Origin of the sequence: Actinoplanes italicus, from assembly GCF_003001815.1 — a bacterium.
Taxonomy (GTDB): Bacteria; Actinomycetota; Actinomycetes; order Mycobacteriales; family Micromonosporaceae; genus Actinoplanes; species Actinoplanes italicus.
In genome coordinates this window covers 79,104-100,320 of sequence record NZ_PVMZ01000018.1, presented here as the reverse complement: position 1 = coordinate 100,320, position 21,217 = coordinate 79,104, and the positions used below count along the sequence as shown (strand labels likewise).

Genomic DNA, 21,217 nt, shown 5'->3' with positions numbered 1-21,217 from the left:
CCGGAACCGAACTCGGATCTCGCCGGAGCGGAACCCCGAGGCACGGTCCGCCGGGAGTCGGTGTCCATCGCGTCGCGGTGCCGGTCCGTGCGCCGATGTGCGCCGATGTGTGGTGATCCGTGGTGATGTGCGTGCGGAGCGCAGCGGACCACCGGTCACCACGCGAGCCGGGGACGGGCGAGCCCGGTGACGATGACCCGGCAGGGCGGCGTCACAGATTGAGCCGTGGGAGCGCGGGTATGCGGGCGTCGTGAACACTCTTCGTGCCGTGGTGCTCAACTGCACCCTCAAGCCCTCGCCCGCACCGTCGTCCGCCGAGCTGCTCGGGCGTGAGGTGCTCGCGGCCCTCGCGGATCACGACGTCGACGGTGAGGTGATCCGGGTGGTGGACCACGACGTCCGGTTCGGAGTGTCCACCGACGAGGGTGACGGGGACGGGTGGCCGGGCATCCGCGAGCGCATCCTCGCCGCGAACCTGCTGATCATCGCGACCCCGATCTGGATGGGCCAGCCGTCGAGCGTCTGCAAGATGGTGCTGGAGCGGCTGGACGCCGAGCTGTCCGAGACCGATGACGAGGGGCGGCTGCTCACCTTCGGCAAGGTGGCCGCCGTCGCCGTCGTCGGCAACGAGGACGGCGCCCACCACGTGACCGCCGAGGTTCTGCAGGCGCTCAACGATGTGGGGTTCACGGTCGCGGCGTCGGCGTCCACCTACTGGGTCGGTGAGGCGATGGGCGGCGTCGACTACCGCGACGCCGGGCCGAAACCGGATACCACGGGCACCGCTACCAAGACCCTCGCCGCGAACGCCGCGCACCTCGCCCACCTGCTGGCGGACAGTCCTTACCCGGCCGGCTGACTCAGCGGTGCGGGACGGTTGCCGATAGGTGGTGCGTGAGCGCCCCTTGCGTCAGCCTCGATGACCTCCTGTGTGACGGCGGCGGCCTGTACTGCGTCTACCAGCCGTTCGTCGACGTGGACTCGGGTTCGGTGGTCGCCTTCGAGGCGCTGCTGCGCCCGCCTTCCGGCTCCGGCTGGCAGTCACCGGTGCAGCTGCTGAGCGCCGCCCGCGAGGCCGGGCGGCTGGCGGACCTGGAGCGGGCCTCGCTGCGGGCCTCCCTGGCCGACGCGGCACGGCTGTCCCGGGGCCGGCCGGTGACGTTGTTCGTGAACCTCGAGCCCGACACGCTCACCCGGCGCCTCGACATGGTCCTCGACGAGCTCGACGGCCGGGCCGGGCAGGTGCGGGTGGTCGTGGAGATCACCGAGCGGGCACTGGCCGACGATCTCGCCGGGGTGCTGGCCGGCGCCGAGCGGCTGCGGGCCGCCGGGTGTGCGATCGCGCTGGACGACGTAGGCGTACACCCGGAGTCTCTGGCATTCATCCCGCTGGTTCGTCCCGAGGTCGTCAAGCTCGATCTGAAGCTGCTGCGCACCGTCAAGGACCCGGCGACCGTGGTGGTCGCCGGGGCGGTGCGTGCCTACGCCGAGCAGGCGGGCGCCGAGGTGGTCGCCGAGGGTGTCGAGACCCCCGAGGACCTGACACGTGCCCTGGTGCTCGGCGCCACCCTTGGCCAGGGCTGGCTGTGGGGCCGCGGTGAGCGTGAGTTCGCGCCCCCGGCCGCCGATCCGGACCGGTTCGCGGCCCGGCCGATAGGGGCGGCCCTGGCAGCGACGCCGTTCGACCTGGTCGGCACCGACCGGCGGATCCGGCACGCGCCCAAGCACCTGCTGCTGCCGGTGTCCAAGACGCTGGAGCTGATGGCCCTGCAGGAGTCGGTGCCGCCCGTGGTGCTCGCGGCGTTCGAGCACGTCCAGTTCTTCCAGCCGTCGACGGCCGCCAGGTTCACCGGACTCGCCGCCCGCCTGCCGTTCGTGGCGGCGCTCGGCGTGGACATGCCGCCGTCCCCGGCGCCGGGTGTCCGGGGCGCGAACCTGGCCCCCGGCGATCCGCTGGCGGGGGAGTGGACCGTCGTGGTGCTCGGCGCGCACACGTCGGCCGCCCTGATCGCCCGTGACCTCGGTGACACCGGCCCGGACCGGGACCGGCAGTTCGCGTTCGTGGTCTCCTACGACCGGTCGACGGTGACCGCGGCCGCGCACTCGATGGCCGGGCGGATCGCCGCTTCCTAGACACGGTGCAACCCTTCCGCACTCGCACCGGGCCGTGATCGCACCCTTCGCTCCGCACAGTCGAACACACATTCGACTGGAGCCGAGGAGCGTACGTACCGGTGAAGAAGCGTCAGCGTGCAACCCGTCTCGTCGCCGCCGCGGCGATGACCATCGCCAGTGTCGCGCCGGTGGCGGCCGCGCCCGCTCCCGCGCAGGCCGCCGTGCCGGGCGTGGCGAAGACCTACGCGAGCCTGATGTACCGCAGCCTGACCGCCGACGCGACCATGGCGAAGCTCCGGAGCACCCTGGCCACGCAGAAGACCGACCAGCGCAAGCGAGATTCCGAGGCCGTCAAGGCGAAGAAGGTGAACGACAGCGCTCAGGCGCGGCTGGCCTCGGTGACCGCCGGGCACAAGGCGGTGCACGAGAAGCTCAAGTCGGCCGAGCGGGCGCTGAGTGACGCGAAGAACGCTGTGGCGAGGCAGTCGAAGCAGCGGCCGCGCAACAACGCCGCGATCGCCCGGGCCAAGCGGGCGGTGACGGCGGCGACGACGACCCGGGACACCCGCCGGACGCGTCTGCATCAGGCGGCGGCCGCGCTGCGGACCGCGAAGAAGGACGCGAGCACCGCCAGGTCCGCGTTGAGTGGTGCGACCTCCGCGGCCACCCGCGCGGCCTCGGCGATCGCGCAGACCCAGCGGCGGATCGACACGGCGGGTACGGCGGCCGGCTACGCCACGCAGGCGGCGGCGCTGAGCCGGACCGTGGTCGACGAGACGCGCCCGGTCTTCACGGTCGCCGACACCACCAGCGTGTACGGCACGACCGTGCACAAGAACGTCGCGTTCGCCTTCAAGCGGATGGTCGACGACGCCCGTGCCGACGGCGTCCTCCTGTCCGGCGGCGGTTTTCGCACGAAGGAACGGCAGATCGAACTGCGCAAGATCAACGGCTGTCCGGACGTCTGGACCGCGCCGGCGTCGTCCTGCCGGGTGCCGACCGCGATCCCCGGCCGTTCGCTGCACGAGATCGGCCTGGCCGTCGACGTCACGTCCGGCGGGAAGACGCTGACCCGCAAGAGCAAGGCTTTCACCTGGATGAGCGCGCACGCCGCCGAGTACGGCTTCGTGAATCTGCCGTCCGAGGCGTGGCACTGGTCGATCACGGGCGGCTGAACAAAGCAACTTCACAGTCCGGTTTCAGTTTCGGCGGCACCGTTCCGGGTTACGGCGTGTGACGGATTTCGCTAACCCTGAACGGCGCCGCCGGCGCTCGTTAGCCTGAGTGGAGTGAATGCCCGGATGCCCGTCACTGAACGCCGTCACCTCCGCAGCGCGGCCGTCCTGGCCGTCTGCGGCCTGATCGCCGGTCTCGTGGTCGCCGCGGCCTCCTTTCCCGCCGTCGCGATGTCCGGCCTGGCGGTCAAGGCCGGTTCGGAGGAGCTCGGCCAGCTTCCGGGCGAGCTCGTCGAGCAGTCGTCACCGCAGGTCTCGCGGGTCTACGCGTCGGACGGCAAGACCCTGATCGCGCTGATGTATGACGAGTTCCGCAGTGACGTGCCGCTCGCGCAGATGTCGCAGAACATCCAGGACGCGATCGTCGCGGCCGAGGACCACAAGTTCTTCGAGCACAACGGCGTCGACCTGAAAGGCGTGGCCCGCGCTTTCGTGAACAACAATCAGGGCGGCACGCAGCAGGGCGCGTCCACCCTGACCATGCAATACGTGCGAATGGGACTCGCGTATTCGGCGACCGACCCGCAGGAGGTGGTGGACGCCACCAAGGACACCGCGCAGCGGAAACTGAACGAGATGAAGTACGCGATCCAGGTCGAGAAACAGTTGACCAAACAGCAGATCCTGGAGCGCTACCTGAACATGGCTCCGTTCGGCAACGGCGCGTATGGTGTCGCCGCCGCGAGCCAGGTCTACTTCGGCAAGAAGCCGGCCGACCTCACGGTGGCCGAGGCCGCCCTGCTGGCCGGCATGGTGAAGGCGCCGACCTCGTTCGACCCGACCACCGAGACGGGTCACCCGCAGGCGCTGGCCCGCCGTGACTACATCATCGACAACATGGTCGACCTCGGGCAGATCACGGCCGCCGAGGCCGCCGCCGCGAAGAAGGTCAAGGTGCCGACCACGGCGAAACGGCCGAGCCGTGGCTGCGTGTCGGTGGCCAAGAACCACTGGGGTTTCTTCTGCGACTACTTCTACCGCTGGTGGCTGGACCAGAAGGCGTTCGGGGAGACGACGTACGACCGTGAGCGCCTGCTCAAGAGCGGTGGCTACCGGATCGTCACGACCCTCGACCTGGACGCCCAGTCCGCGGCCCGTAAGCGGATCACCGAGCGCACCTCGGACGACAACCCCGACGCGCTGATGCTGGCCGCCGTGGAGCCGGGCACCGGGGCGGTCCGGGCCCTGGCCGCGAACCGCAAGTTCAAGATCGACGACGAGGCGGATCCGCAGAACAAGCTCTCGTCGAACCCGGAGCTGGCCCGCGAGGGCGTCCGCGGTACGTATCCGAACACGACGAACCCGATCATCACCGGCAGCACCGGCGTCCCCGGCTACCAGGCCGGCTCGGTGTTCAAGATGTTCACCATGGTCGCCGCCCTGGAGAAGGGCATGGAGCTGGACACCACGATCTACTCGCCGCAGCGCTACAAGTCCCGTTACCTCGACTCGGCCGCCCCGCCGGGCTGCGGCGGCTACTACTGCCCGAGCAACGCGTCGGCGAGCGAGGCCGGGAACTTCAACATGTGGACCGGGTTCGGCCGCTCGGTGAACACCTACTTCATCCCGCTGCAGGAGCGCGCCGGCGCCGAGAACGTCGTCGCCGTCGCCAAGCGCTTCGGGGTGCAGTTCCGCTCCGCCGAGGACGCCCGGATGGCGAACAACCCCGACTACGCCCACGAGTGGGGCGCCTTCAGCCTGGGCGTCTCGGCGTCCACGCCGCTGGACATCGCCAACGCGTACGCCACCCTGGCCGCCGACGGCATGTACTGCGCACCGACCCCGATCGAGTCGATCACCACGGCCGACGGGACGAAACTCGACACCGGCAGGTCCACCTGCAGCCGTGCCACCAGCAAGGACGTGGCCCGTAAGGCGCTCGACGCGGCCCGCTGCCCGGTCGGCGACCGAGCCCAGCTCGGCAGCTGCGCCGGCTCGACCGCCCCGCAGGTCCGCGACGTGGTCGGCCACCCGGTGTTCGGCAAGACCGGCACCACCGACAAGGACAAGACGGCCGCCCTGGTCGTCGGCACCCGCTCGCTGGTCGTCGCCGGCTACCTCGCCAACCCGGACTGGGCGGCCCACACCGACCGCATGTCGCACGGCATCGTGAACCCGGCCGTCTACGAGACGCTCGCCGACTACATGAAGGGCAAGCCGGAGGAGGAGTTCCCCACCCCCTAACGCCGGGTCGCCTCGCGGACGTTGACCAGCAGCACGAGCAGTGCGGCGGCGAAGAACGTGAAGGTGACCACGTACCTGCCGTCGAACCAGAGCACCACCAGACCGAGCCCGAGTCCGCAGGCCACCAGGATCCGCAGCACCACGGCCAGGAACTTGCCGCGGACCAGGCCCTCGACACCGAGCAGCACCAGCAGCAGGACCAGGGCGGTCTCCTGACCCGAGACCGGCAGCGGCGACACCACGGCCCCGATCGCCCACAGGATGAGCGGGGTGCTGAGAACCGCCCACCACGAGCGGGCCCGGCCGAGGAAGCCGGTGGCCGGTTCCATCGGCAGCCGCCGGTGCAGCAGGTGGGCGTGCGGGTGGTCGGGAACCGGCTCGGCGGTGGTGGTCCGGCGCACCTCGTCGGCGAGGCGGGTGTGTTCCATCCGCATGGCGAGCAGCCTCTGCTCTTCGGGCGCGAGGGCCCGGACCTCCGGCGCCGCGGCGGGCAGGCCGGCCGCGGCGACCGTCAGTTCGTGGCGCAGAGCGGTCATCTCCCGGTCCAGCTGGGCCAGGCGATCGAGATCATGTTGGGTACGGAGGGCCACGAGCCGTTTCTCCTCGGCGGGATCGGGCACCACCTTGGCCAGACCGGCCCAGCCGACCGGGTCGGCCCACGCCTGCCGGACGACACCGTCGCGCCCGTAGCGCGGCCCGGCCGGCCCGCGCTCCCCGCCGAGCCGGTCGCGGGTGTCACGGCCCCACAACCCGCGGAAGTCGCGCACCCACGGCGTCTCGTCGCCGACCAGCACCGGGTGCCACGGTTCGTCCTGGCCGGGGCCGACCGAGCGGCCGTCGCCGCGGGCGTAGTCGACGTACGGGATCCCGAGATTGCCCCGGTCCTCCGGTGACCAGGGCGCGAGCAGCCGGGCCGACCAGCGCAGCGCACCGACCAGGCCACGGAGCCGCGGTGGGCGTACCGTGATCAGATAATCGCCCGGTAGATAGGCGCCGGAGTGCGAACCGGCGCCCACGAAGACCACCGGATGCCGCCCTCCGGTCGTGGTCAGGTCCGGATCGTCCCAGCGCCGCCGCAGGTCGTCGCCGACCTCCTCGTGGGCCGAGAACACCACCCACGAGGGCGACGGCAGCCCGTCCGGCCCGGCCGGCGCGGCCGCGTCGATGTAGACGGTGACCTGCTCCCAGTCGGCCTCGTGCTCGTTGACACCGCCGAACGCCGACCGCCAGTTGTTGAAGCTGTAGAAGAACCAGTACTGGCAGACGATCCACGAGCCGTCCCGCACCACCCGCCCGTAGTAGGTGGGCCGGTCCGTGCCCAGGTGATCGCGCTGCAGCAGGAACGAGTGGGCGGCGCTGCCACCCGGCACACTCCCGCGGAACAGCAGCGAGAACCGGTTGAGCGTGTCGACGAGCCGCCCGGTGAGCCCGACCGAGGCCAGCCGGCTGGATCGGGACAGGTGGGGCGGGCGGTCACGTAGCGGGATGTGGGCGTGGCTCTCGCCGCTGCCGATGCCGGACAGCGCGTAGCCGAGGCCCTGCTCGGCGCCACCGGCCGCGGCCAGCGAGCCGAGACTCAACCTGCCCGGCTCGACGACCTGCACCGGGCCTGCGCCGGGCTCGTGCCGCCACAGACTGGCCCGGCTCACGTACCGCTCGACCGACACGGGGAAGAAATACTCACCCTCAGTGAACCTGGCCACCGGCTCGTACGCGCGCAGCAGCTCGAGTTCGTCCCCGTTGCCCAAGTGCTCCGATCCCTTCCCATACGGCATCCGACGCGTGCCGACGTTACGCCGCCCTCATGATCACCCGAACGGGTGCCACTGGCGAACCCCGGTCCGCCCGGCCGGTGCCGCACCTAGTGTCACCCACATGATCTTGGCTGGTCCCGCGCGCCGCCGGGCATACCTCAGCGCCCTGCTCACCACCGTGCTCGTCCTGTCCGGGGCAACCGCCGCACGGGCGGAGAACATCCCGTTGATCTCCGCCAGGCCGGACAGCACGGTCGGCTTCGACGGGACGGTCCATGCCAGCGTCAACGTAGGCGACACCGTCTACCTGGGCGGCAACTTCACCCACGCGATCGTCGACGGCAAGAAGGTGTCCCGCAAACGGCTCGCCGCCGTGGACGCCAAGACCGGTCGCCTGCTGCCCTGGGCGCCGCAGGCCGACGACACCGTACTGGCCGTGACCACTGCCGGATCGTCGCTCTACGTGACCGGCGAGTTCGCCGCGGTCGGCGGCCAGGCGCGTGGCGGCATCGCGGGGATCGACCTCAGGTCGGGAGCGGTCGGACCGCTGCGGCACACCGTCAAGGGCACCGGCCGGGCGCTGGCGACCCGGGGCGACCGCCTCTACCTGGGCGGCGACTTCACCGCGGTGGACGGTCGCCCGGCGAAGAACCTGGCGGCCTTCGACCTGCGTGGCGGGGGAGTCGACCGGGCGTTCGGCGCGCGTGCCGACGGCAAGGTCTTCAGTCTGGCCGCCGTCGATTCCCAATCCCGGCTGTACGTCGGTGGCGGCTTCACCGGCATCGACGGCGACCGGAAGGCGTCGCGTCTGGCCGCGCTGCGCCTGTCCGACTCCAGGCTCGACACCGGCTTCCGCCCGAAGGTCCCGTACCCGGTGTTCGCCCTCACCGTCGCGGGCGACCGGGTGTTCGCCGGGCTCGCCGGCCAGGGCGGCCGGGTGACCGGTTACCGGCGCGACGGGGCAGTGCTGTGGAGCAGCGTCACTGACGGGGACGTGCAGGCGATCACGCATCTGGAGGGCGCCGTCTACGCGGGCGGGCACTTCACCGTGGCCTGTCCGAAGGCGTCGCGCACGGCCACGTCCTGGTGCCCGGCGAAGATGCGGGCGCAGCCCAAACTGGCCGCCTGGAACCCGGCCGACGGCACCCTGCTGGACTGGAACCCGCGCGGCAACGGCAAGTGGGGCGTGCTCACCATGCGCGCCAACCCGGCGCTGCGCTCGGTCACGGTCGGTGGTGACTTCACCGCCTTCGGCTCGAAGAACCGCTCGCGGTTCGCCCAGTTCAGCGCCTGCGCCTACGGCTGTGGCGGCGGGCGGTGAGATATTGCACTCGTAGTGCACTTGTCCCGTACGACCAGGATGTTTAGCGTCACGGCATGCCGGATTCATGGACGTTCGCCGTTGCCCGGAACGATCTCTCCCGCACCTCGCTGACCGAGGGCGCGACACCGGAGCTCGCCGCGGGCGAGGCGCTGCTGAGAGTCGACCGGGTCGGGCTGACCGCCAACAACATCACCTACGCGGTGCTCGGCGAGTCGATGCGGTACTGGCGGTTCTTCCCCGGTGAGCCTCGCGGCCTGGGCCCCGAGTGGGGTCTGCCGCCGCTCTGGGGATTCGCCGAGGTGGCCGAGTCGGCGACACCCGGGGTCGAGGTCGGGCAACGGTTGTACGGCTACCTGCCCCCGGCCGGTCATCTGGTGGTCCGGCCGGAACGCGTCGACGGCACCGGCTTCCGCGACGCCGCCGCACACCGCGCCGACCTGCCGTCGCCGTACAACGCGTACCGCTCCACCGAGGGCGACGCCGCCTACCGTGCCGACCGGGAGGACTTGCTGATCCTGTTCCGGCCGCTGTTCTTCACCTCGTTCATGCTCGCCGACCAGGTCGCCGACAACGACTTCCACGGCGCCCGGCAGCTGATCATCTCGTCCGCGTCGAGCAAGACGGCGTACGCGGCCGCCCACGAACTACACGGCCGGGGCCCGCGGCTGATCGGCCTGACCTCGGCCGGCAACGTCGATTTCACCAGGTCGCTAGGCTGCTACGACGAGGTGCTGACCTACGACGACGTCGACACGCTCGACCCGGCGCCGGCCGTCTACCTCGACCTCTCCGGCGCGCCCGCGACCCGTGCCGCCCTGCGCCGGCGGTTCGGTGACCTGCTGCTCCGTGACATCGCCGTCGGCCTTACCAACCAGGTCCCGAACGCCGAGGCCGCGGGTGAGGTGTTCTTCGCCCCTGTGCAGATGCGCAAGCGCCGCCAGGACTGGGGCCGCGAGGGTCTGGATCGCCGGTTCGCCGAGGCCTGGCACCGGTTCGCGACCCTCGCGGAGAAGTCCCTCGACGTCCAGGTGGGCTCGGGTCCCTCGGCGTTGCGGCAGTCCTGGCTGGACGTGCTCGAAGGCCGCGTCCCCCCGAACGCGGGCCGCGTCGTGCAACTCGGCTGACGCCGGGGCCCGCTTGCTGGCGCACTCCGCGCGCGTCCGTTGTGGCGGCCTGTGCCGGTATGCGATCCGCCGATCACCACGCACGCGGCGGCGACGCTCGGACGGGCGACGCTCGGGCGGGCGACGCTCGAGCGTTTGCGTGGTGATCTGTGGTCTGCGGGTGGGCGTGGGTGACCACGGTGCGACGCTCGGGCGTTTGCGTGGTGAGCTGCGGCTCGCCATGGGTGGCCTGTTTTGTGCGCCGCAGCTCACCAAGCACGCCGCCGTCGTCGGTTGTGTGGAGACCTGTGCCCATATGCGCGCCGCAGGTCACCACGCATCCGGAGGGGTGGACCGGGCAGGCTTGGCGGGCGCGTCGCTCAGGCCGCTACGGCGAAGCCGCCGGTCCAGGAGATCTTCTCGCCGGCCGCGAGCGTGATCTGCAGGAAGGCGAGGGCCTCCAGCTCGCGGGCCCGCTTGAGGCCGCCCGCGTCGACCGCCTTCAGGCCGGCCGCCGCGACGATGCCGGTGAGCAGCGCCTTCGCGTCGGCGTCGTCGCCCGCGATCAGGACGGTCGTGGTCTCGCCGCCGACCGAGCCGGAAGCCAGGGTGGCGCCGAAGTTGGTGTTGAACGCCTTGAGCACGGTCGACTGCGGCAGCTTGGCGGCGATCTCGGCGGCGGCGGAGCTGTCGGCGGGAACGGTCAGGCCGTCGAAGGTGGCGAAGTCGATCGGGTTGGTGATGTCCACGACGATCTTGCCGGCGAGCTGGTCCCCGCGCTGCGCGATGACGTCGGCGATCGAGCCGTACGGGACCGCCAGCACGATGACGTCGCCGGTGACCGGCCTGGCGGTGTCGGAGGTGTTCACCGACTCGACGGTGTTGCCACCCTTGGTGACCAGGCCCGCGATGACCTGACCCATGTTGCCGGTTCCGATGACGCTGATGTGAGCCATGACGACCTCCCGAAGCATTTGGTTGTATCTACAACTTAACCGCCGAGAGAAGCTTGAAGCAACAACAACTGAAGGTTCAAGCTGTGGGAAGCGTCACCGGTCGTAGCGGCGGTAGAGGGCCGTGCGGTCGTCCCCGGGGTCCAGCCGGGCCAGGATGGCGTCACTGATCGCCCCGAGCTGGGTGACCTGCTCCGGCGTGAGCGCGTCGATGACGTACTCGCGGACCGTCGCCACGTGGCCGGGTGCGCTGTCACGTACCTTCTGCAGGCCGTCCGCGGTCAGCCGGGCGTTGGTGGCCCGGCGATCCTCCGGGCAGGGGAACCGCTCCAGCAGCCCGCGCGTCTCCAGCCGCTGCACCACGTGCGACAGCCGGGCCAGCGTGGCCGCGGTCCGGTCGGCGAGAGCCGTCATCCGCAGCGTGTGGCCCGGAGCCTCGGAGAGCTGCGAGAGCACGTAGTAGTCGAAGTGTGTGAGCTGCGCGTCCCGCCGCAACTGACTGTCCAGCGCGCCCGGCAGCAGCTCCACCACACCGATGAAGCGCACCCAGGCCGACAGCTGCTCCGGGCTGAGCCATTCCGTGTTCACCCTGCGATTGTCCCAGGCGGTTCCAGCAGGTGATCAAGGCCGACGATGCGCAGGACGCGCTCGACGATGCCGCGGGCGTTCGCCAGGCGGAAGTCGATGCCCGACCGCTCGGCGGCCAGGTAGCCCTGGATCAGCGCGTTGATCGCCTCGGAGTCGACGAAGGTCACGTCGTTCAGGTCGACGAGGATGCGTTCGCCGGCGTCGGGCCCGACCATGCCGAGCAGGGTGTCGCACAGATCCTCGCGCGCACCGATGTCGAATGCGCCGGCCAGCCGGACCCGCGCGGTCGCGCCGTCGTCGGCAGGTTCCAGTGCGATGGTGTAGTAGTCGTCCGCCACGGACGTTTGTCTACCAGCAAATATTAACGGTCTCATCTCGGGAGCCTGATTTCTGCCTGCTCGACGTCGTCAGACGAACGTCATACGCTGGTGTGGTGGGGTACGAGTGGTTGACCGAGGCTCTGGCGCGATTGCGTGACGTCGAGTCGCACGAGGTCACCCAGGTTCTCTCCGCCGAGCGGCGCCTGCCGCTGGCCGCGGAGAGCGCCGGGGTGCACTTCCTGACGATCAGCGGACGCACCCGGGCAGGCCGGCCGCTCGTCGTCGCCGTGCGGCTGCTCGGCGGGCACCGGCAGCAGATCATCGGCGCCCGCGAGATGACCCCTGAGGAACTGGTGCGGTTCAAGGCATGGGAGGCGGACGCGTCATGAGCAGCCGGCAGTACACCGACGAGCAACTATCCGCGGCGGCGGCGGCCTTCGCCGCAGGAGATGTGACCTACCACGAGGGTACGAAGGTGAACCTGCCCCCGGCCCCCGAGAGTGAACCCATGGTGCCCCTCGGCATCCGTGTCCCGCCCGCGCTGGCCCAGCGGATCCGGGTCGCCGCAGACCAGGCCGGAGTGCCTTACTCCCAGCTGGTCCGCGAATGGATAGAACTCGGACTGACCGAGATGGCCGGCGATCTGACCGTGTCGGTGGCGGTCCTGCGCCGGGCCATCGCCCACGCCGCCCAATCCGGCCACGCCGCCTGACCCCGTTCGTCCACACGGCCGTGGCCCCGCATGCCCGGGCGCACCGCCTGATCCCGTTCGGCCGCACGCCTCGGCCCGCCGGCTCGGCCACGTGGTCTGGGGGCGATCACCGTGCCCGGCGGCGGATCAGAGTGCCGCGATGCCGGTGGCGCGTTCCGACCGGCTCAGCGCGCGGAGCACGGCCGTGCCGCCGTGCCGGGCGGCCGACCAGCGGCACAGCAATTCCAGGACCGTCTGTTCGGCCCGCGGGGGCAATGCCGGGGTCTCCACCCCGACACTGACGGCAAGATCATCGGAATGTACGGCGATCTCCAGCATCCGGGTCGCCAGGAAGTCGTCGAGCGTCAGTGCCCACGGCCCGAACGGCAACACGACGACCCGGCCGGCGGGCTGCTCCGCAAGACGCCGCCGGAGGCTGGTGAGTGCCTCCTCGACCTGGGCCCGCAACGCGGGCAGTCCCACCGCCGCGGCCTGCTCGCCCGCCAGCCGGATGCCGGTGTTCAGATCGCTCCCGATGTCACCGTCGGTCCATGTCGACCTGGCGTAGTGATCGAGCAGCGAGATCGGCGCCGCACCCGGCGGTTCGGCGTCCAGAACCGCGGCGACCACGGTGACCTGGCTCGCCAGGTGTCCGGCCAGCCCGCAGACCCGGAACCCGCGCAGCGCGCTGTCCGAGGTCCAGGACCGCTCCACAGCTGGTTCGGCCAGCAGCGTGACGACACCCGCCGCCAAGTCCAGGTAGTCCCGCCGGACCATCGCGCCTCCTCTCGCCGTGACCGCATTCTGACAGCGCGTCACCATCACATGCCAGAGCCGCCGCACCGGGTCATCCCCAAGGGCCGCCGCGAGCCGGTCCGGCGGTGTTCTGGAGGGTTCGTGGAGCACCGCTGGCGGGTGGCGGCTGTACCCCGGGGGCGAGGATGCGTGGTGTGCGGCAGGCGGGTACGGGGGTCAGGTCAGGCCATGGCGGATGGCGTAACGGGCGGCCTCGGTGCGGTTGCGGGCCCCGATCTTGGCGAACGCGTTGTTGATGTGGGTCTTGATCGTGGTCTCGGCGACGAACAGGGCGGCGGCGATCTCGGCGTTGGTGTGGCCGCGGGCCAGGTGGGCGAGTACCTCGGCCTCCCGCTGGGTGAGGCCGTCCGGGAGGCGGCCGGGCGGCGGCGGGGCCGGTGGGCGGGACATCGCGTCGGCCAGGCGGGTGGCCACGGCCGGGTCGAACATCGCGTGGCCGGCGGCCGCCGCTCGGAGGGCCAGGGTGATCTCGGCGCGGCCGGCGTCCTTGGTCAGGTAGCCGCGGGCTCCGGCGGCCAGGGCTCCGGCGATCGACTCGTCGTCGGCGTACGTGGTCAGCACGACGACGGCGACTCCGGGGAACTCGTCGCGGACGCGGGCGGTGGCGGCGATCCCGTCGAGGACGGGCATTCGCAGGTCCATCAGCACCACGTCCGGGCGGCGTTGGGCGATCAGCTCCAGGGCCTGCTCACCGTTCGTGGCGGAACCGAGGACCTCGACACCCTCGGTGAGGTCCAGCAGGGCGGTCAGCCCCTCCCGGACGAGCTGCTGGTCGTCGACGACCAGCACCCGCAGCGGACGGTCGGTCACTCCGGCACCTCCACGATCACGCGCCATTCGCCGTCGGCGGGGCCGGCCTCCATCGTCCCGCCGGCCAGCGCCACCCGCTCCCGGACGCCGATCAGCCCATGCGCGCCAGAGCCGCCACTGCCAGAGCCGCCACTGCCAGAGCTGCCGCCAGAACTGCCACCGCCAGAGTCGTTGCCGCCAGGGCCGGTGCTGCTGGAGACGGCGCTGCTGGCGTCCATACCGCCGGAGGGCTGGGGTTTGTCGGGCAGGGGATTGGTGACCGTGAGCCGCACCCGCGCCGGGTTGTAGTCGAGCGTGAGCGCCACCGTCGCGCCGGGCGCGTGCCGGACCGCGTTGGTGAGCGCCTCGCGGGCGATGCGCAGCAGCGCGACCTCCGCGCCCGGTGACAGCCTGCGACCGGCGCCATCGGTACTCAGCGTGATCGACGTACCGTGGTCGGCACGGTATGACGACGCCAGCGCGGCGAGGGCCTCGGGTAGCGGCGGCACGTCCGCGCGCAGGGCGGCCACCGCCGACCTCGCCTCGGCCATGCCTTCGGCGGCCAGCCGCCGGGCCCTCCGGATGCGGTCCGCGGCACCGGCGACGTCGCCCCTCTCGGTCAGCTGTGCTTCCGCCACCTCGAGTTGTACGCCCAACGCGCCCAGCGAGTGCGCCAGCACGTCGTGCAGTTCCCGGGCGATGCGGGCCCGCTCGTCGAGCGCCGCGGCCCGTGCCTGCGCCCGCTGCGTGTGCGACGTCTGCTCGAGCAGCAGCGCGGTCTGCTCGGCTCGCAGCCGGTGCTCGCGCCGGTGCAGGCTGAACAGGACCAGCACCGCGATCAGCGCGGGCTGGGTGAGCATGGCGGCCGGACCCCGCCCGGACAGCCACAGCGCGGCCAGGAGCGCGACGAGGACGGCGGCCGTGAGTGCCAGGATCTCCCGCATCGGGGTGTGGGGGAGGAGCACGAACGTGAACAGCGCCGCGTACAGGTAGAGCAGCGAGTGCGCATCGTCGGGACGGCCCGCGATCGTGGCCGGCAGCAGCGCCGCCAGCGCCAGCCCGGCCCGGGCCACCCGTGGCCACCGGCCGTCGGCCAGCAGGAACACCGACCAGCAGGCCAGGGCCGCGGCGAGCACCGGGCGCACGCCGGGGCTCGCCGGGCCCGCGGTCAGGAACGCCCACAGCATCAGCACGGTGAGCACGAGCCGGACCAGGCGGCCGGTCTCCGGATCGTCGGCCCGGATCAGCCGCAGGGTGTCGCGCAGGGTCAATCCCGCTCTCCCACCAGGGTCAGGACCAGGTCGATCATCAGCAGACGGTAGGCGACGAAGGCCAGGCCCGCCACGCCAAGGATCACCAGGACCGCGACGACGACCCGGCCGGTGACCCGCCCGCCGTCGCGGTCGGCGACCCGTCCGATGATCTCACCGGCGAGGCGGGTTCCGCGGCTGCCCTCCCGGTCGCCGGTGAGCACGTAGTTGACGACGTTCCGCTTGCGTTCATCCATGGCCCGGACGCTACGGAGAGGGGTGGGTGGAGTTGCACCTCCGCCGGGTGGAGATCCCGGTGGAGACGGTGCTCTCAGCGCAGACACAGCGGACGCCGACGACGATGCGGGCATGACGACGTTGTCCGGGCGCTCGGCGGTGCTGCTGGTGGCCGTCTCACGGCCGTGGTTCTGGCCGGTCTCGTGGGTGCCCGCGTATCTCGGGACGGTTCTGGCCGGTCGGTCGTGGTTTCCGGAGCGGGCCGACCTTCCGCGTGCCGCCGTGGCGCTGCTCGTGCTGGGGCCGCTGATCTGGGCCGCGGTGCTCGCCCAGAACGACCTGCACGATCTGCGCAGCGACCGGGAGAACCCGAGGAAGGCGAGCGCGCCGCTGGTCACGGGTGCGGTGTCGGAGGCGCGGCTGCGGTGGTGGTACCGGGCGGCGGCGCTCGCCTGCGTGGTGGCGGCGCTGTTCGTGGGGCCGCTGTTCGTGCTCGGCGTGGCCGGGGTGCTGGTGCTCGGCTGGGCCTACAGCGTTCCGCCGCTGCGGCTCAAGACCCGCCCGGGCTGGGACGTCGCCGTGAACGCGCTGGTCGTGGGGCTGGTGTCGCCGGCGGCCGGCTGGGCGATCACCGATCCGCCGTGGACGTTCCCGTGGCAGTTCGGGCTGATCGGGGTGCTGTTCGCGGCGGCGCTCTACGTGCCGACGACGGTCACCGACCTGGCCGCCGACACCGGGGCGGGCGACACGACGTTCGCCGTCCGATTCGGCGCGCGAGTCGCGTACCGCATCGGGGTCTGCCTCTGGGCTCTTGCCCTTGCCGTCGCTCTGGTGTGTGCGGCTCTCGACGTGGTGGTGCCGCGGTCGACCCTGCTGCCGCAGCTGGTGACCGTGCCGATTCTGCTGGCCGGTTACGCCGTGCTGACCCGGCGGCCGACGATTGCGCGGATGGCTGTCGTCTCCGTTCTCTTCGCGATACCGACCGTAGGGTTCGCGAGCGCCTATATCGGGTGAACGCGCGCGGCGCCGAACTGGCATGATGAGCGCCGTCGATGTGCATTGTGGACTTTGGAGGTTCCTCGTGACCGAGCCGACGGTGAAGAACCTGGACACCGGCACGCCGCATTCGGCGCGGTTGTGGAACTACTGGCTCGGCGGCAAGGACAACTTCCAGGCCGACCGGGACGCCGGGGAAGCCATCGCCGGGATGCTGCCGTCGATCGTCGCCTTGGCGCGCGAGGACCGGAAGTTCCTGCGCCGCTCGGTGGAGCATCTGGTGCGTGACGGCGGGATCCGGCAGATCCTGGACATCGGCACCGGGCTGCCGACCGCCGACAACACCCATCAGGTCGCGCAGAACGTCGCCCCCGAGACGCGGGTCGTCTACGTCGACAACGATCCGCTGGTGCTGGTGCACGCCCGGGCGCTGCTGCAGGGCACCGATGAGGGCGAAACCACCTACGTCGAGGCCGACCTCAACGACCCCGAGTCGATCCTGCGGGCGGCGCGGGAGACGCTCGACTTCTCGCAGCCGATCGCGCTGACCCTGCTGGGGATCGTGCACTTCATCCGCGACGACGAGGCGGCCCTCGCGGTGGTCCGCCGGCTCGTCGAGGAGCTGCCGCCCGGCAGCTACCTGGCGATCGCGCACGGATGCCACGACATCAACACCGAAGAGGCGCACCGGATCGTCGACTTCTGGAACGAGCGCGGCACCCCGAAGATCAAGTACCGGAGCTCGGCGGAGATCGCGGCCTTCTTCGAAGGCCTGCGCCTGCTGGAGCCGGGAGTCGTGCCGTGCAACCGGTGGCGCCCGGAGGGTGACCCGGGTGAGGACGTCAATCAGTACTGCGGCGTCGCGATCAAGGAGTAGCTTTGCGATCCTTGCCGGCATGATTGCCGATCGACGGTTGCTCGCCCTGTGTACGGTGCTGGCGCTGGCGGGCTGCGACTCGCCGTCGCCTCGCGCGCAACCGCCGCCGGCCACACCGCCGGCCGCTTCACCCGCCGGCTCGCCTGTTCTGGAGTCGGCGGTTCCGCAACCGGCCGGGACACCGGGCGCTGTCGATCCCGGTGAACTGCCGCCGGTGGTGGATCACGGGTCGCGTGAGCTCAAGCGGGTGGCGCTGACGTTCGACGCGGACATGACCGACGCGATGTCGGCGCGGCTGCGGCGGGGCGAGGTGAAGTCGTACGCGAATCTGCGTCTTCTCGGTCTTCTGGAACAGCGGAGGATCCCCGCCACGTTCTTCGTCACCGGGCAGTGGGCCGAGGAGTATCCCGAGGTCACCCGCCGGATCGCCGGGAACCCGCTGTTCGAGGTGGCCAACCACAGTTACGAGCACGCCGCGTTCACCGGCGACTGCTACAACCTGCCACGGGTCGAGCCCGCGGACATGACCGAGGACGTGGCCAAGACGTTCCGGGTGATCGAGCCGTTCGGTGGCCGGCAGACCCGTTACTTCCGGTTCCCGGGGCTGTGCCACGACCGGGCGGCACTGCGGGCGCTGGCGCCGCTCGGTGTCACGGTCGTCGACGGTGACGTGGTGAGCGGCGACCCGTTCGCCCGCGGCCCGGACCCGGTGGTCAAGGCGGTGTTGTCGCAGGTGAAGCCGGGTTCGGTGATCATCCTGCACGTGACCGAGGCGAACGCGCTCTACACCGACGACGCGCTGCCGGCCATCCTCGCCGGGCTCCGGCGCCGTGGCCTGGAACCCGTCACACTCTCGGAACTGCTGGCCGGCTAACGCGTCACCGGGTCACCCCGCCTCGGGGTGCTCCGTGACGTTCTGCAGGTACAGCGCCTCGCCCAGCTTCTCGATGAGGCCGAGCTGGGTCTCCAGATAGTCGACGTGATGCTCCTCGTCGGCCAGGATGTCCTCGAAGATCCGGGCCGACGTGACGTCACCGACGGAGCGCATGTGCTCCAGGCCGCGGCGCAGCCGGTCGACCGCCTCCACCTCGATCTTCATGTCGCACTCGAACTGCTCCTTGACCGACTCGCCGATCCGCAGCACGGACAGCTTCTGATAGTTGGGCAGTCCCTCGAGGAAGAGGATGCGGTCGGTGAGGACCTCGGCGTGCCGCATCTCGTCGATGGATTCGTGCTTGGTGTGCTTCGCCAGCACGGTGTAACCCCAGTTCTCCTGCATCTTGGCGTGCAGGAAGTACTGGTTGATCGCGGTCAGTTCCGCGGTGAGCTGCTCGTTGAGGAACTCGATGACACGGGCGTCACCTTGCATGCCAAATACCCCCAGTCATGGCCTGACTGGAGTTGATCGTAACGGCTCGGTGACGCTATGCGACTTTTGATAGGCGCGTGTCGGTGGTCTCCTCGTCGATCAGGTCGCAGATCCGGTCGAGGCAGCTGCCGCAGCCGGTCCCGGCGCCGCAGGCGTCGCCCACGGCCTCTTCGGTGTGCGCGCCGGCACGGATGACGGCGCGGACCTCACGCTCGCGGACGTGATTACAGATGCAGACGTACATCGAGCGTGGTCCTTAGGTTTTGCTTAGCCTTACCTTCGTTAGGCTGCCCTAAAGGTCCAGCTCACGCAAGTCCTGGGGGGCGTGAGCTGCCGCTGGACCCCCGGGGGCCACTGATCATGATCGCCTGGCGGATGAACGAAAGGCTGATGTGCCATCGGCCGAATGGTCGGTGATCGTGACGTGTGTCACCTGCAAGCATTGCGCCCGGTGGACGCTTGATCACCCTCCGGAGGCTGTCAATGGCGGACAGGAACCTTCCCATCTCCCGGCCCAGGCACGCCGTCGCCGAACGACCCGGACTGCGCGGGTTCTTCCGCCGGCCCGACGCCGATCGGCGTAACTGGCTGCTGCTGATCCCGATCGTCCTGCCACTCGTCCCAGCCTTCTACAACCGGGTCGAACCGGCGTTCCTCGGGTTGCCGTTCTTCTACTGGTGCCAGCTCGGCTTCGCCTTCCTGGCCAGCTCGGTCATCGCGTACGTCCACCTGCGGACGAGATGACCATGGACGATCAGAAGGTTCAGCTGATCGTCTTCACACTCATCTTCGGCATCGTCGCGATCATGGGGTTCGCGGCGTCCCGATGGCGCCGGCCCGACTCCATCCACACCCTGGAGGAGTGGGGGCTCGGCGGGCGGGCCTTCGGCAACTGGGTGACGTTCTTCCTGCTCAGCGGGGACGTCTACACGGCGTACACGTTCGTCGCGGTGCCCACCCTGGTCTACGGGATCGGCGCTGCCGGGTTCTTCCCGGTGCCCTTCCTCGTCATCGTCTACCCGATGCTGTTCGTGGTGCTGGCCCGGTTCTGGTCGGTCTGCCACGTGCACGGCTTCGTCACGCCCGCCGAGTTCGTCCGCGCCCGGTTCGGTTCGCGGCCACTGGGCACCGGGATCGCCGTGCTCGGCATCGTGGCGACCATGCCGTACATCGCCCTGCAACTGATCGGCATCGAGGCGGTCTTCGAGGTGATGGGACTGCCCAAGGGCTGGCCGCTCACCGTCGCGTTCCTGGTGCTCGCCCTCTACACGTTCAACAGCGGGCTGCGCGGGCCGGCGCTCGTCTCCATCGTCAAGGACACCCTGGTCCTGTGGTCGGTGCTGTCCGTCGTCATGATCGTGTCGATGATGCCGGGCGGCTGGGACCCGGTCTTCCGGCTCGCCGAGGCCAAGTACGCGGCCACGCCCCGCGTCGACGACGGGCTGCTGCTCGCGCCGCAGAGCCAGCTCAACTACGTCACCCTGGCGCTCGGGTCGGCGCTCGCGCTGTTCCTCTACCCGCACACGCTCACCGGCGTGCTGGCCGCCCGCAACCGTGGCACGCTGCGGCGCAACCTGGCCGTCCTGCCGATCTACACGCTGACCCTGGGCGTGCTCATGCTGGTCGGATTCGCGGCCATCTACAGCGGGACCAGCCCGGTCGGTGGTAACGCGAACACCGTCGTACCCCAATGGTTCAGTGAGAACGCACCCGCCTGGACCGCCGGTATGGTCTTCGCCGCCATCGGTGTCGGCGCCATGGTCCCGGCGGCGATCATGTCGATCGCCGCGGCCAACCTGTTCACGCGTGACATCTACCGCGTCTACTTCCGGCCCGGGGCCGGGGACAAGGAGCAGACGTACGTCAGCAAGATCGTCTCGTTGACGGTCAAGTTCGGCGCGCTGCTCGTGATCCTGCTGCTCAACACCCAGTTCGCGATCGACCTGCAGCTCATCGGCGGTGTCGTGATCATGCAGACGCTGCCGGCCGTGGCGCTCGGCCTCTACACCAACTGGTTCCATCGGTGGGCGCTCATGAGCGGCATCGGTGCCGGGCTGCTCGTCGGCATCGTCATGCTCTGGCAGATCCCGAAACTCGGCGGACCCGACGGTACGACCGTGGTGCGCGAGCACTTCGGCGGATCGGCGTGGCCGCTCGACACCATCGGCATCGACAGCGACGCCAGCATCTATGTCGGCGTCGTCGCTCTGGCCGTCAACCTGCTCGTCACGTTCCTGGCCACGCCGCTGTTCCGGGCGATGGACGTGCCGGACGGGCGGGACGACACGCGTTCACAGGACTACGTGGCCGATGAGGGCGACCCCACGATCCGCCGGATGACCGAGATCATCGACGGGGACCGGCCGCGCTCGCCGGCTCCGGCGTCCTACTTCACTCCGGTCGGGCAGCATCACCACGTTCATCCATCGGGTGCATATCCGCGAGCGGGTGGTCCGTCTGGTGGGTATCCGCGAGCGGGTGGTCCGTCTGGTGGGTATCCGCGAGCGGGTGGTCCGTCTGGTGGTTTTCCGTCGCTCGGCGAGCGGCTGGCGGGTCGTTCCGCTGCCGGGAACGTGCCGGGCGAGCATACGGGCGGTGGCTTCGCTGCCGGCCACC

At 70.6% G+C, this 21,217-nt stretch carries 22 protein-coding genes and 1 pseudogene; 13 read left to right on the top strand and 10 right to left on the bottom strand.

Annotated features, from left to right (window positions below; genetic code table 11):
* Positions 1 to 250: 250 nt before the first annotated feature.
* The 4 genes from CLV67_RS35250 to CLV67_RS35235 all read left to right on the top strand — a co-directional run bounded on the left by CLV67_RS35250 (position 251) and on the right by CLV67_RS35235 (position 5,534).
* Complete coding sequence (locus CLV67_RS35250) at positions 251 to 859, top strand: flavodoxin family protein (protein WP_106326334.1); 609 nt, start codon at positions 251 to 253, stop codon at positions 857 to 859.
* A gap of 35 nt (positions 860 to 894) precedes the next feature.
* Positions 895 to 2,133, top strand: a complete 1,239-nt coding sequence (locus CLV67_RS35245) for a sensor domain-containing phosphodiesterase (RefSeq protein ID WP_106326332.1) — start codon at positions 895 to 897, stop codon at positions 2,131 to 2,133.
* Between the two features lie 101 nt (positions 2,134 to 2,234).
* The gene (locus tag CLV67_RS35240; RefSeq protein ID WP_239166379.1) at positions 2,235 to 3,290 is read left to right on the top strand and encodes a M15 family metallopeptidase; all 1,056 of its coding nucleotides are present in this window, start codon (positions 2,235 to 2,237) and stop codon (positions 3,288 to 3,290) included.
* Between the two features lie 126 nt (positions 3,291 to 3,416).
* Positions 3,417 to 5,534: a transglycosylase domain-containing protein gene (locus tag CLV67_RS35235; protein ID WP_106326330.1), complete on the top strand. Its 2,118-nt coding sequence runs from the start codon at positions 3,417 to 3,419 to the stop codon at positions 5,532 to 5,534.
* Here CLV67_RS35235 and CLV67_RS35230 read toward each other — a convergent pair.
* Positions 5,531 to 7,282, bottom strand: coding sequence for a hypothetical protein (locus CLV67_RS35230; RefSeq protein WP_106326625.1), 1,752 nt, complete (start codon positions 7,280 to 7,282; stop codon positions 5,531 to 5,533). The two genes, CLV67_RS35235 and CLV67_RS35230, sit on opposite strands and share 4 nt — an antisense overlap.
* Positions 7,283 to 7,409: 127 nt before the next feature.
* Here CLV67_RS35230 and CLV67_RS35225 point away from each other — a divergent pair, with 127 nt between their 5' ends.
* Both CLV67_RS35225 and CLV67_RS35220 read left to right on the top strand, forming a co-directional pair.
* Positions 7,410 to 8,609: a hypothetical protein gene (locus CLV67_RS35225; RefSeq protein ID WP_106326328.1), complete on the top strand. Its 1,200-nt coding sequence runs from the start codon at positions 7,410 to 7,412 to the stop codon at positions 8,607 to 8,609.
* A gap of 56 nt (positions 8,610 to 8,665) precedes the next feature.
* A complete protein-coding gene (locus tag CLV67_RS35220; protein WP_106326326.1) occupies positions 8,666 to 9,736 on the top strand; it encodes a DUF2855 family protein in 1,071 nt (356 codons plus the stop codon).
* 359 nt (positions 9,737 to 10,095) lie between these two features.
* On the opposite strand, the gene CLV67_RS35215 is transcribed toward CLV67_RS35220, so the two are convergent.
* The 3 genes from CLV67_RS35215 to CLV67_RS35205 form a co-directional block, all read right to left on the bottom strand.
* Positions 10,096 to 10,671, bottom strand: a complete 576-nt coding sequence (locus CLV67_RS35215; RefSeq protein ID WP_106326323.1) for an NADPH-dependent F420 reductase — start codon at positions 10,669 to 10,671, stop codon at positions 10,096 to 10,098.
* 93 nt (positions 10,672 to 10,764) lie between these two features.
* Positions 10,765 to 11,256 (bottom strand): MarR family winged helix-turn-helix transcriptional regulator, encoded by a 492-nt coding sequence (locus CLV67_RS35210; protein WP_106326321.1) that lies wholly within the window; start codon positions 11,254 to 11,256, stop codon positions 10,765 to 10,767.
* Positions 11,253 to 11,594 carry an STAS domain-containing protein gene (locus tag CLV67_RS35205; protein WP_170154114.1) on the bottom strand — a complete coding sequence of 114 codons (342 nt, stop codon included), beginning with the start codon at positions 11,592 to 11,594 and terminating at the stop codon, positions 11,253 to 11,255. Before CLV67_RS35205 ends, CLV67_RS35210 begins: the two co-directional genes overlap by 4 nt.
* 95 nt (positions 11,595 to 11,689) lie before the next feature.
* Here CLV67_RS35205 and CLV67_RS35200 point away from each other — a divergent pair, with 95 nt between their 5' ends.
* On the top strand, positions 11,690 to 11,965 hold the full coding sequence (locus tag CLV67_RS35200) for a hypothetical protein (RefSeq protein ID WP_106326317.1): 276 nt from the start codon (positions 11,690 to 11,692) through the stop codon (positions 11,963 to 11,965).
* Positions 11,962 to 12,288 carry a hypothetical protein gene (locus CLV67_RS35195; RefSeq protein WP_170154113.1) on the top strand — a complete coding sequence of 109 codons (327 nt, stop codon included), beginning with the start codon at positions 11,962 to 11,964 and terminating at the stop codon, positions 12,286 to 12,288. The genes CLV67_RS35200 and CLV67_RS35195 overlap by 4 nt, the downstream gene beginning before the upstream one ends.
* A 126-nt stretch (positions 12,289 to 12,414) precedes the next feature.
* Here CLV67_RS35195 and CLV67_RS35190 read toward each other — a convergent pair whose 3' ends face one another.
* The 4 genes from CLV67_RS35190 to CLV67_RS35175 all read right to left on the bottom strand — a co-directional run bounded on the left by CLV67_RS35190 (position 12,415) and on the right by CLV67_RS35175 (position 15,379).
* Positions 12,415 to 13,044: a maleylpyruvate isomerase N-terminal domain-containing protein gene (locus CLV67_RS35190; RefSeq protein ID WP_106326312.1), complete on the bottom strand. Its 630-nt coding sequence runs from the start codon at positions 13,042 to 13,044 to the stop codon at positions 12,415 to 12,417.
* A gap of 195 nt (positions 13,045 to 13,239) precedes the next feature.
* Complete coding sequence (locus CLV67_RS35185; protein ID WP_239166380.1) at positions 13,240 to 13,893, bottom strand: response regulator transcription factor; 654 nt, start codon at positions 13,891 to 13,893, stop codon at positions 13,240 to 13,242.
* On the bottom strand, positions 13,890 to 15,143 hold the full coding sequence (locus CLV67_RS35180; RefSeq protein ID WP_203737162.1) for a sensor histidine kinase: 1,254 nt from the start codon (positions 15,141 to 15,143) through the stop codon (positions 13,890 to 13,892). The genes CLV67_RS35185 and CLV67_RS35180 overlap by 4 nt, the downstream gene beginning before the upstream one ends.
* Positions 15,140 to 15,379 carry a hypothetical protein gene (locus CLV67_RS35175; protein WP_106326307.1) on the bottom strand — a complete coding sequence of 80 codons (240 nt, stop codon included), beginning with the start codon at positions 15,377 to 15,379 and terminating at the stop codon, positions 15,140 to 15,142. The genes CLV67_RS35180 and CLV67_RS35175 overlap by 4 nt, the downstream gene beginning before the upstream one ends.
* A gap of 112 nt (positions 15,380 to 15,491) precedes the next feature.
* Between CLV67_RS35175 and CLV67_RS35170 the strand changes: the two genes are divergently transcribed.
* The 3 genes from CLV67_RS35170 (at position 15,492) to CLV67_RS35160 (ending at position 18,106) form a co-directional block, all read left to right on the top strand.
* On the top strand, positions 15,492 to 16,373 hold the full coding sequence (locus tag CLV67_RS35170) for a UbiA prenyltransferase family protein (protein ID WP_170154112.1): 882 nt from the start codon (positions 15,492 to 15,494) through the stop codon (positions 16,371 to 16,373).
* Positions 16,374 to 16,440: 67 nt separating this feature from the next.
* The gene (locus tag CLV67_RS35165) at positions 16,441 to 17,232 is read left to right on the top strand and encodes an SAM-dependent methyltransferase (protein WP_239166381.1); all 792 of its coding nucleotides are present in this window, start codon (positions 16,441 to 16,443) and stop codon (positions 17,230 to 17,232) included.
* Positions 17,233 to 17,251: 19 nt separating this feature from the next.
* Complete coding sequence (locus CLV67_RS35160) at positions 17,252 to 18,106, top strand: polysaccharide deacetylase family protein (RefSeq protein ID WP_106326303.1); 855 nt, start codon at positions 17,252 to 17,254, stop codon at positions 18,104 to 18,106.
* Between the two features lie 12 nt (positions 18,107 to 18,118).
* Here CLV67_RS35160 and bfr read toward each other — a convergent pair whose 3' ends face one another.
* Together bfr and CLV67_RS35150 are read right to left on the bottom strand one after the other, a co-directional pair.
* Positions 18,119 to 18,601 carry a bacterioferritin gene (bfr, locus tag CLV67_RS35155; RefSeq protein ID WP_106326301.1) on the bottom strand — a complete coding sequence of 161 codons (483 nt, stop codon included), beginning with the start codon at positions 18,599 to 18,601 and terminating at the stop codon, positions 18,119 to 18,121.
* A gap of 55 nt (positions 18,602 to 18,656) precedes the next feature.
* Positions 18,657 to 18,845, bottom strand: a complete 189-nt coding sequence (locus tag CLV67_RS35150; RefSeq protein WP_106326299.1) for a (2Fe-2S)-binding protein — start codon at positions 18,843 to 18,845, stop codon at positions 18,657 to 18,659.
* A gap of 239 nt (positions 18,846 to 19,084) precedes the next feature.
* Between CLV67_RS35150 and CLV67_RS35145 the strand changes: the two genes are divergently transcribed.
* Positions 19,085 to 19,345 carry a DUF3311 domain-containing protein gene (locus tag CLV67_RS35145; protein ID WP_106326297.1) on the top strand — a complete coding sequence of 87 codons (261 nt, stop codon included), beginning with the start codon at positions 19,085 to 19,087 and terminating at the stop codon, positions 19,343 to 19,345.
* 2 nt (positions 19,346 to 19,347) lie between these two features.
* A pseudogene (locus CLV67_RS35140) lies at positions 19,348 to 20,937 on the top strand (sodium:solute symporter family protein); the annotation flags it as partial.
* Positions 20,938 to 21,217 lie beyond the last annotated feature (280 nt).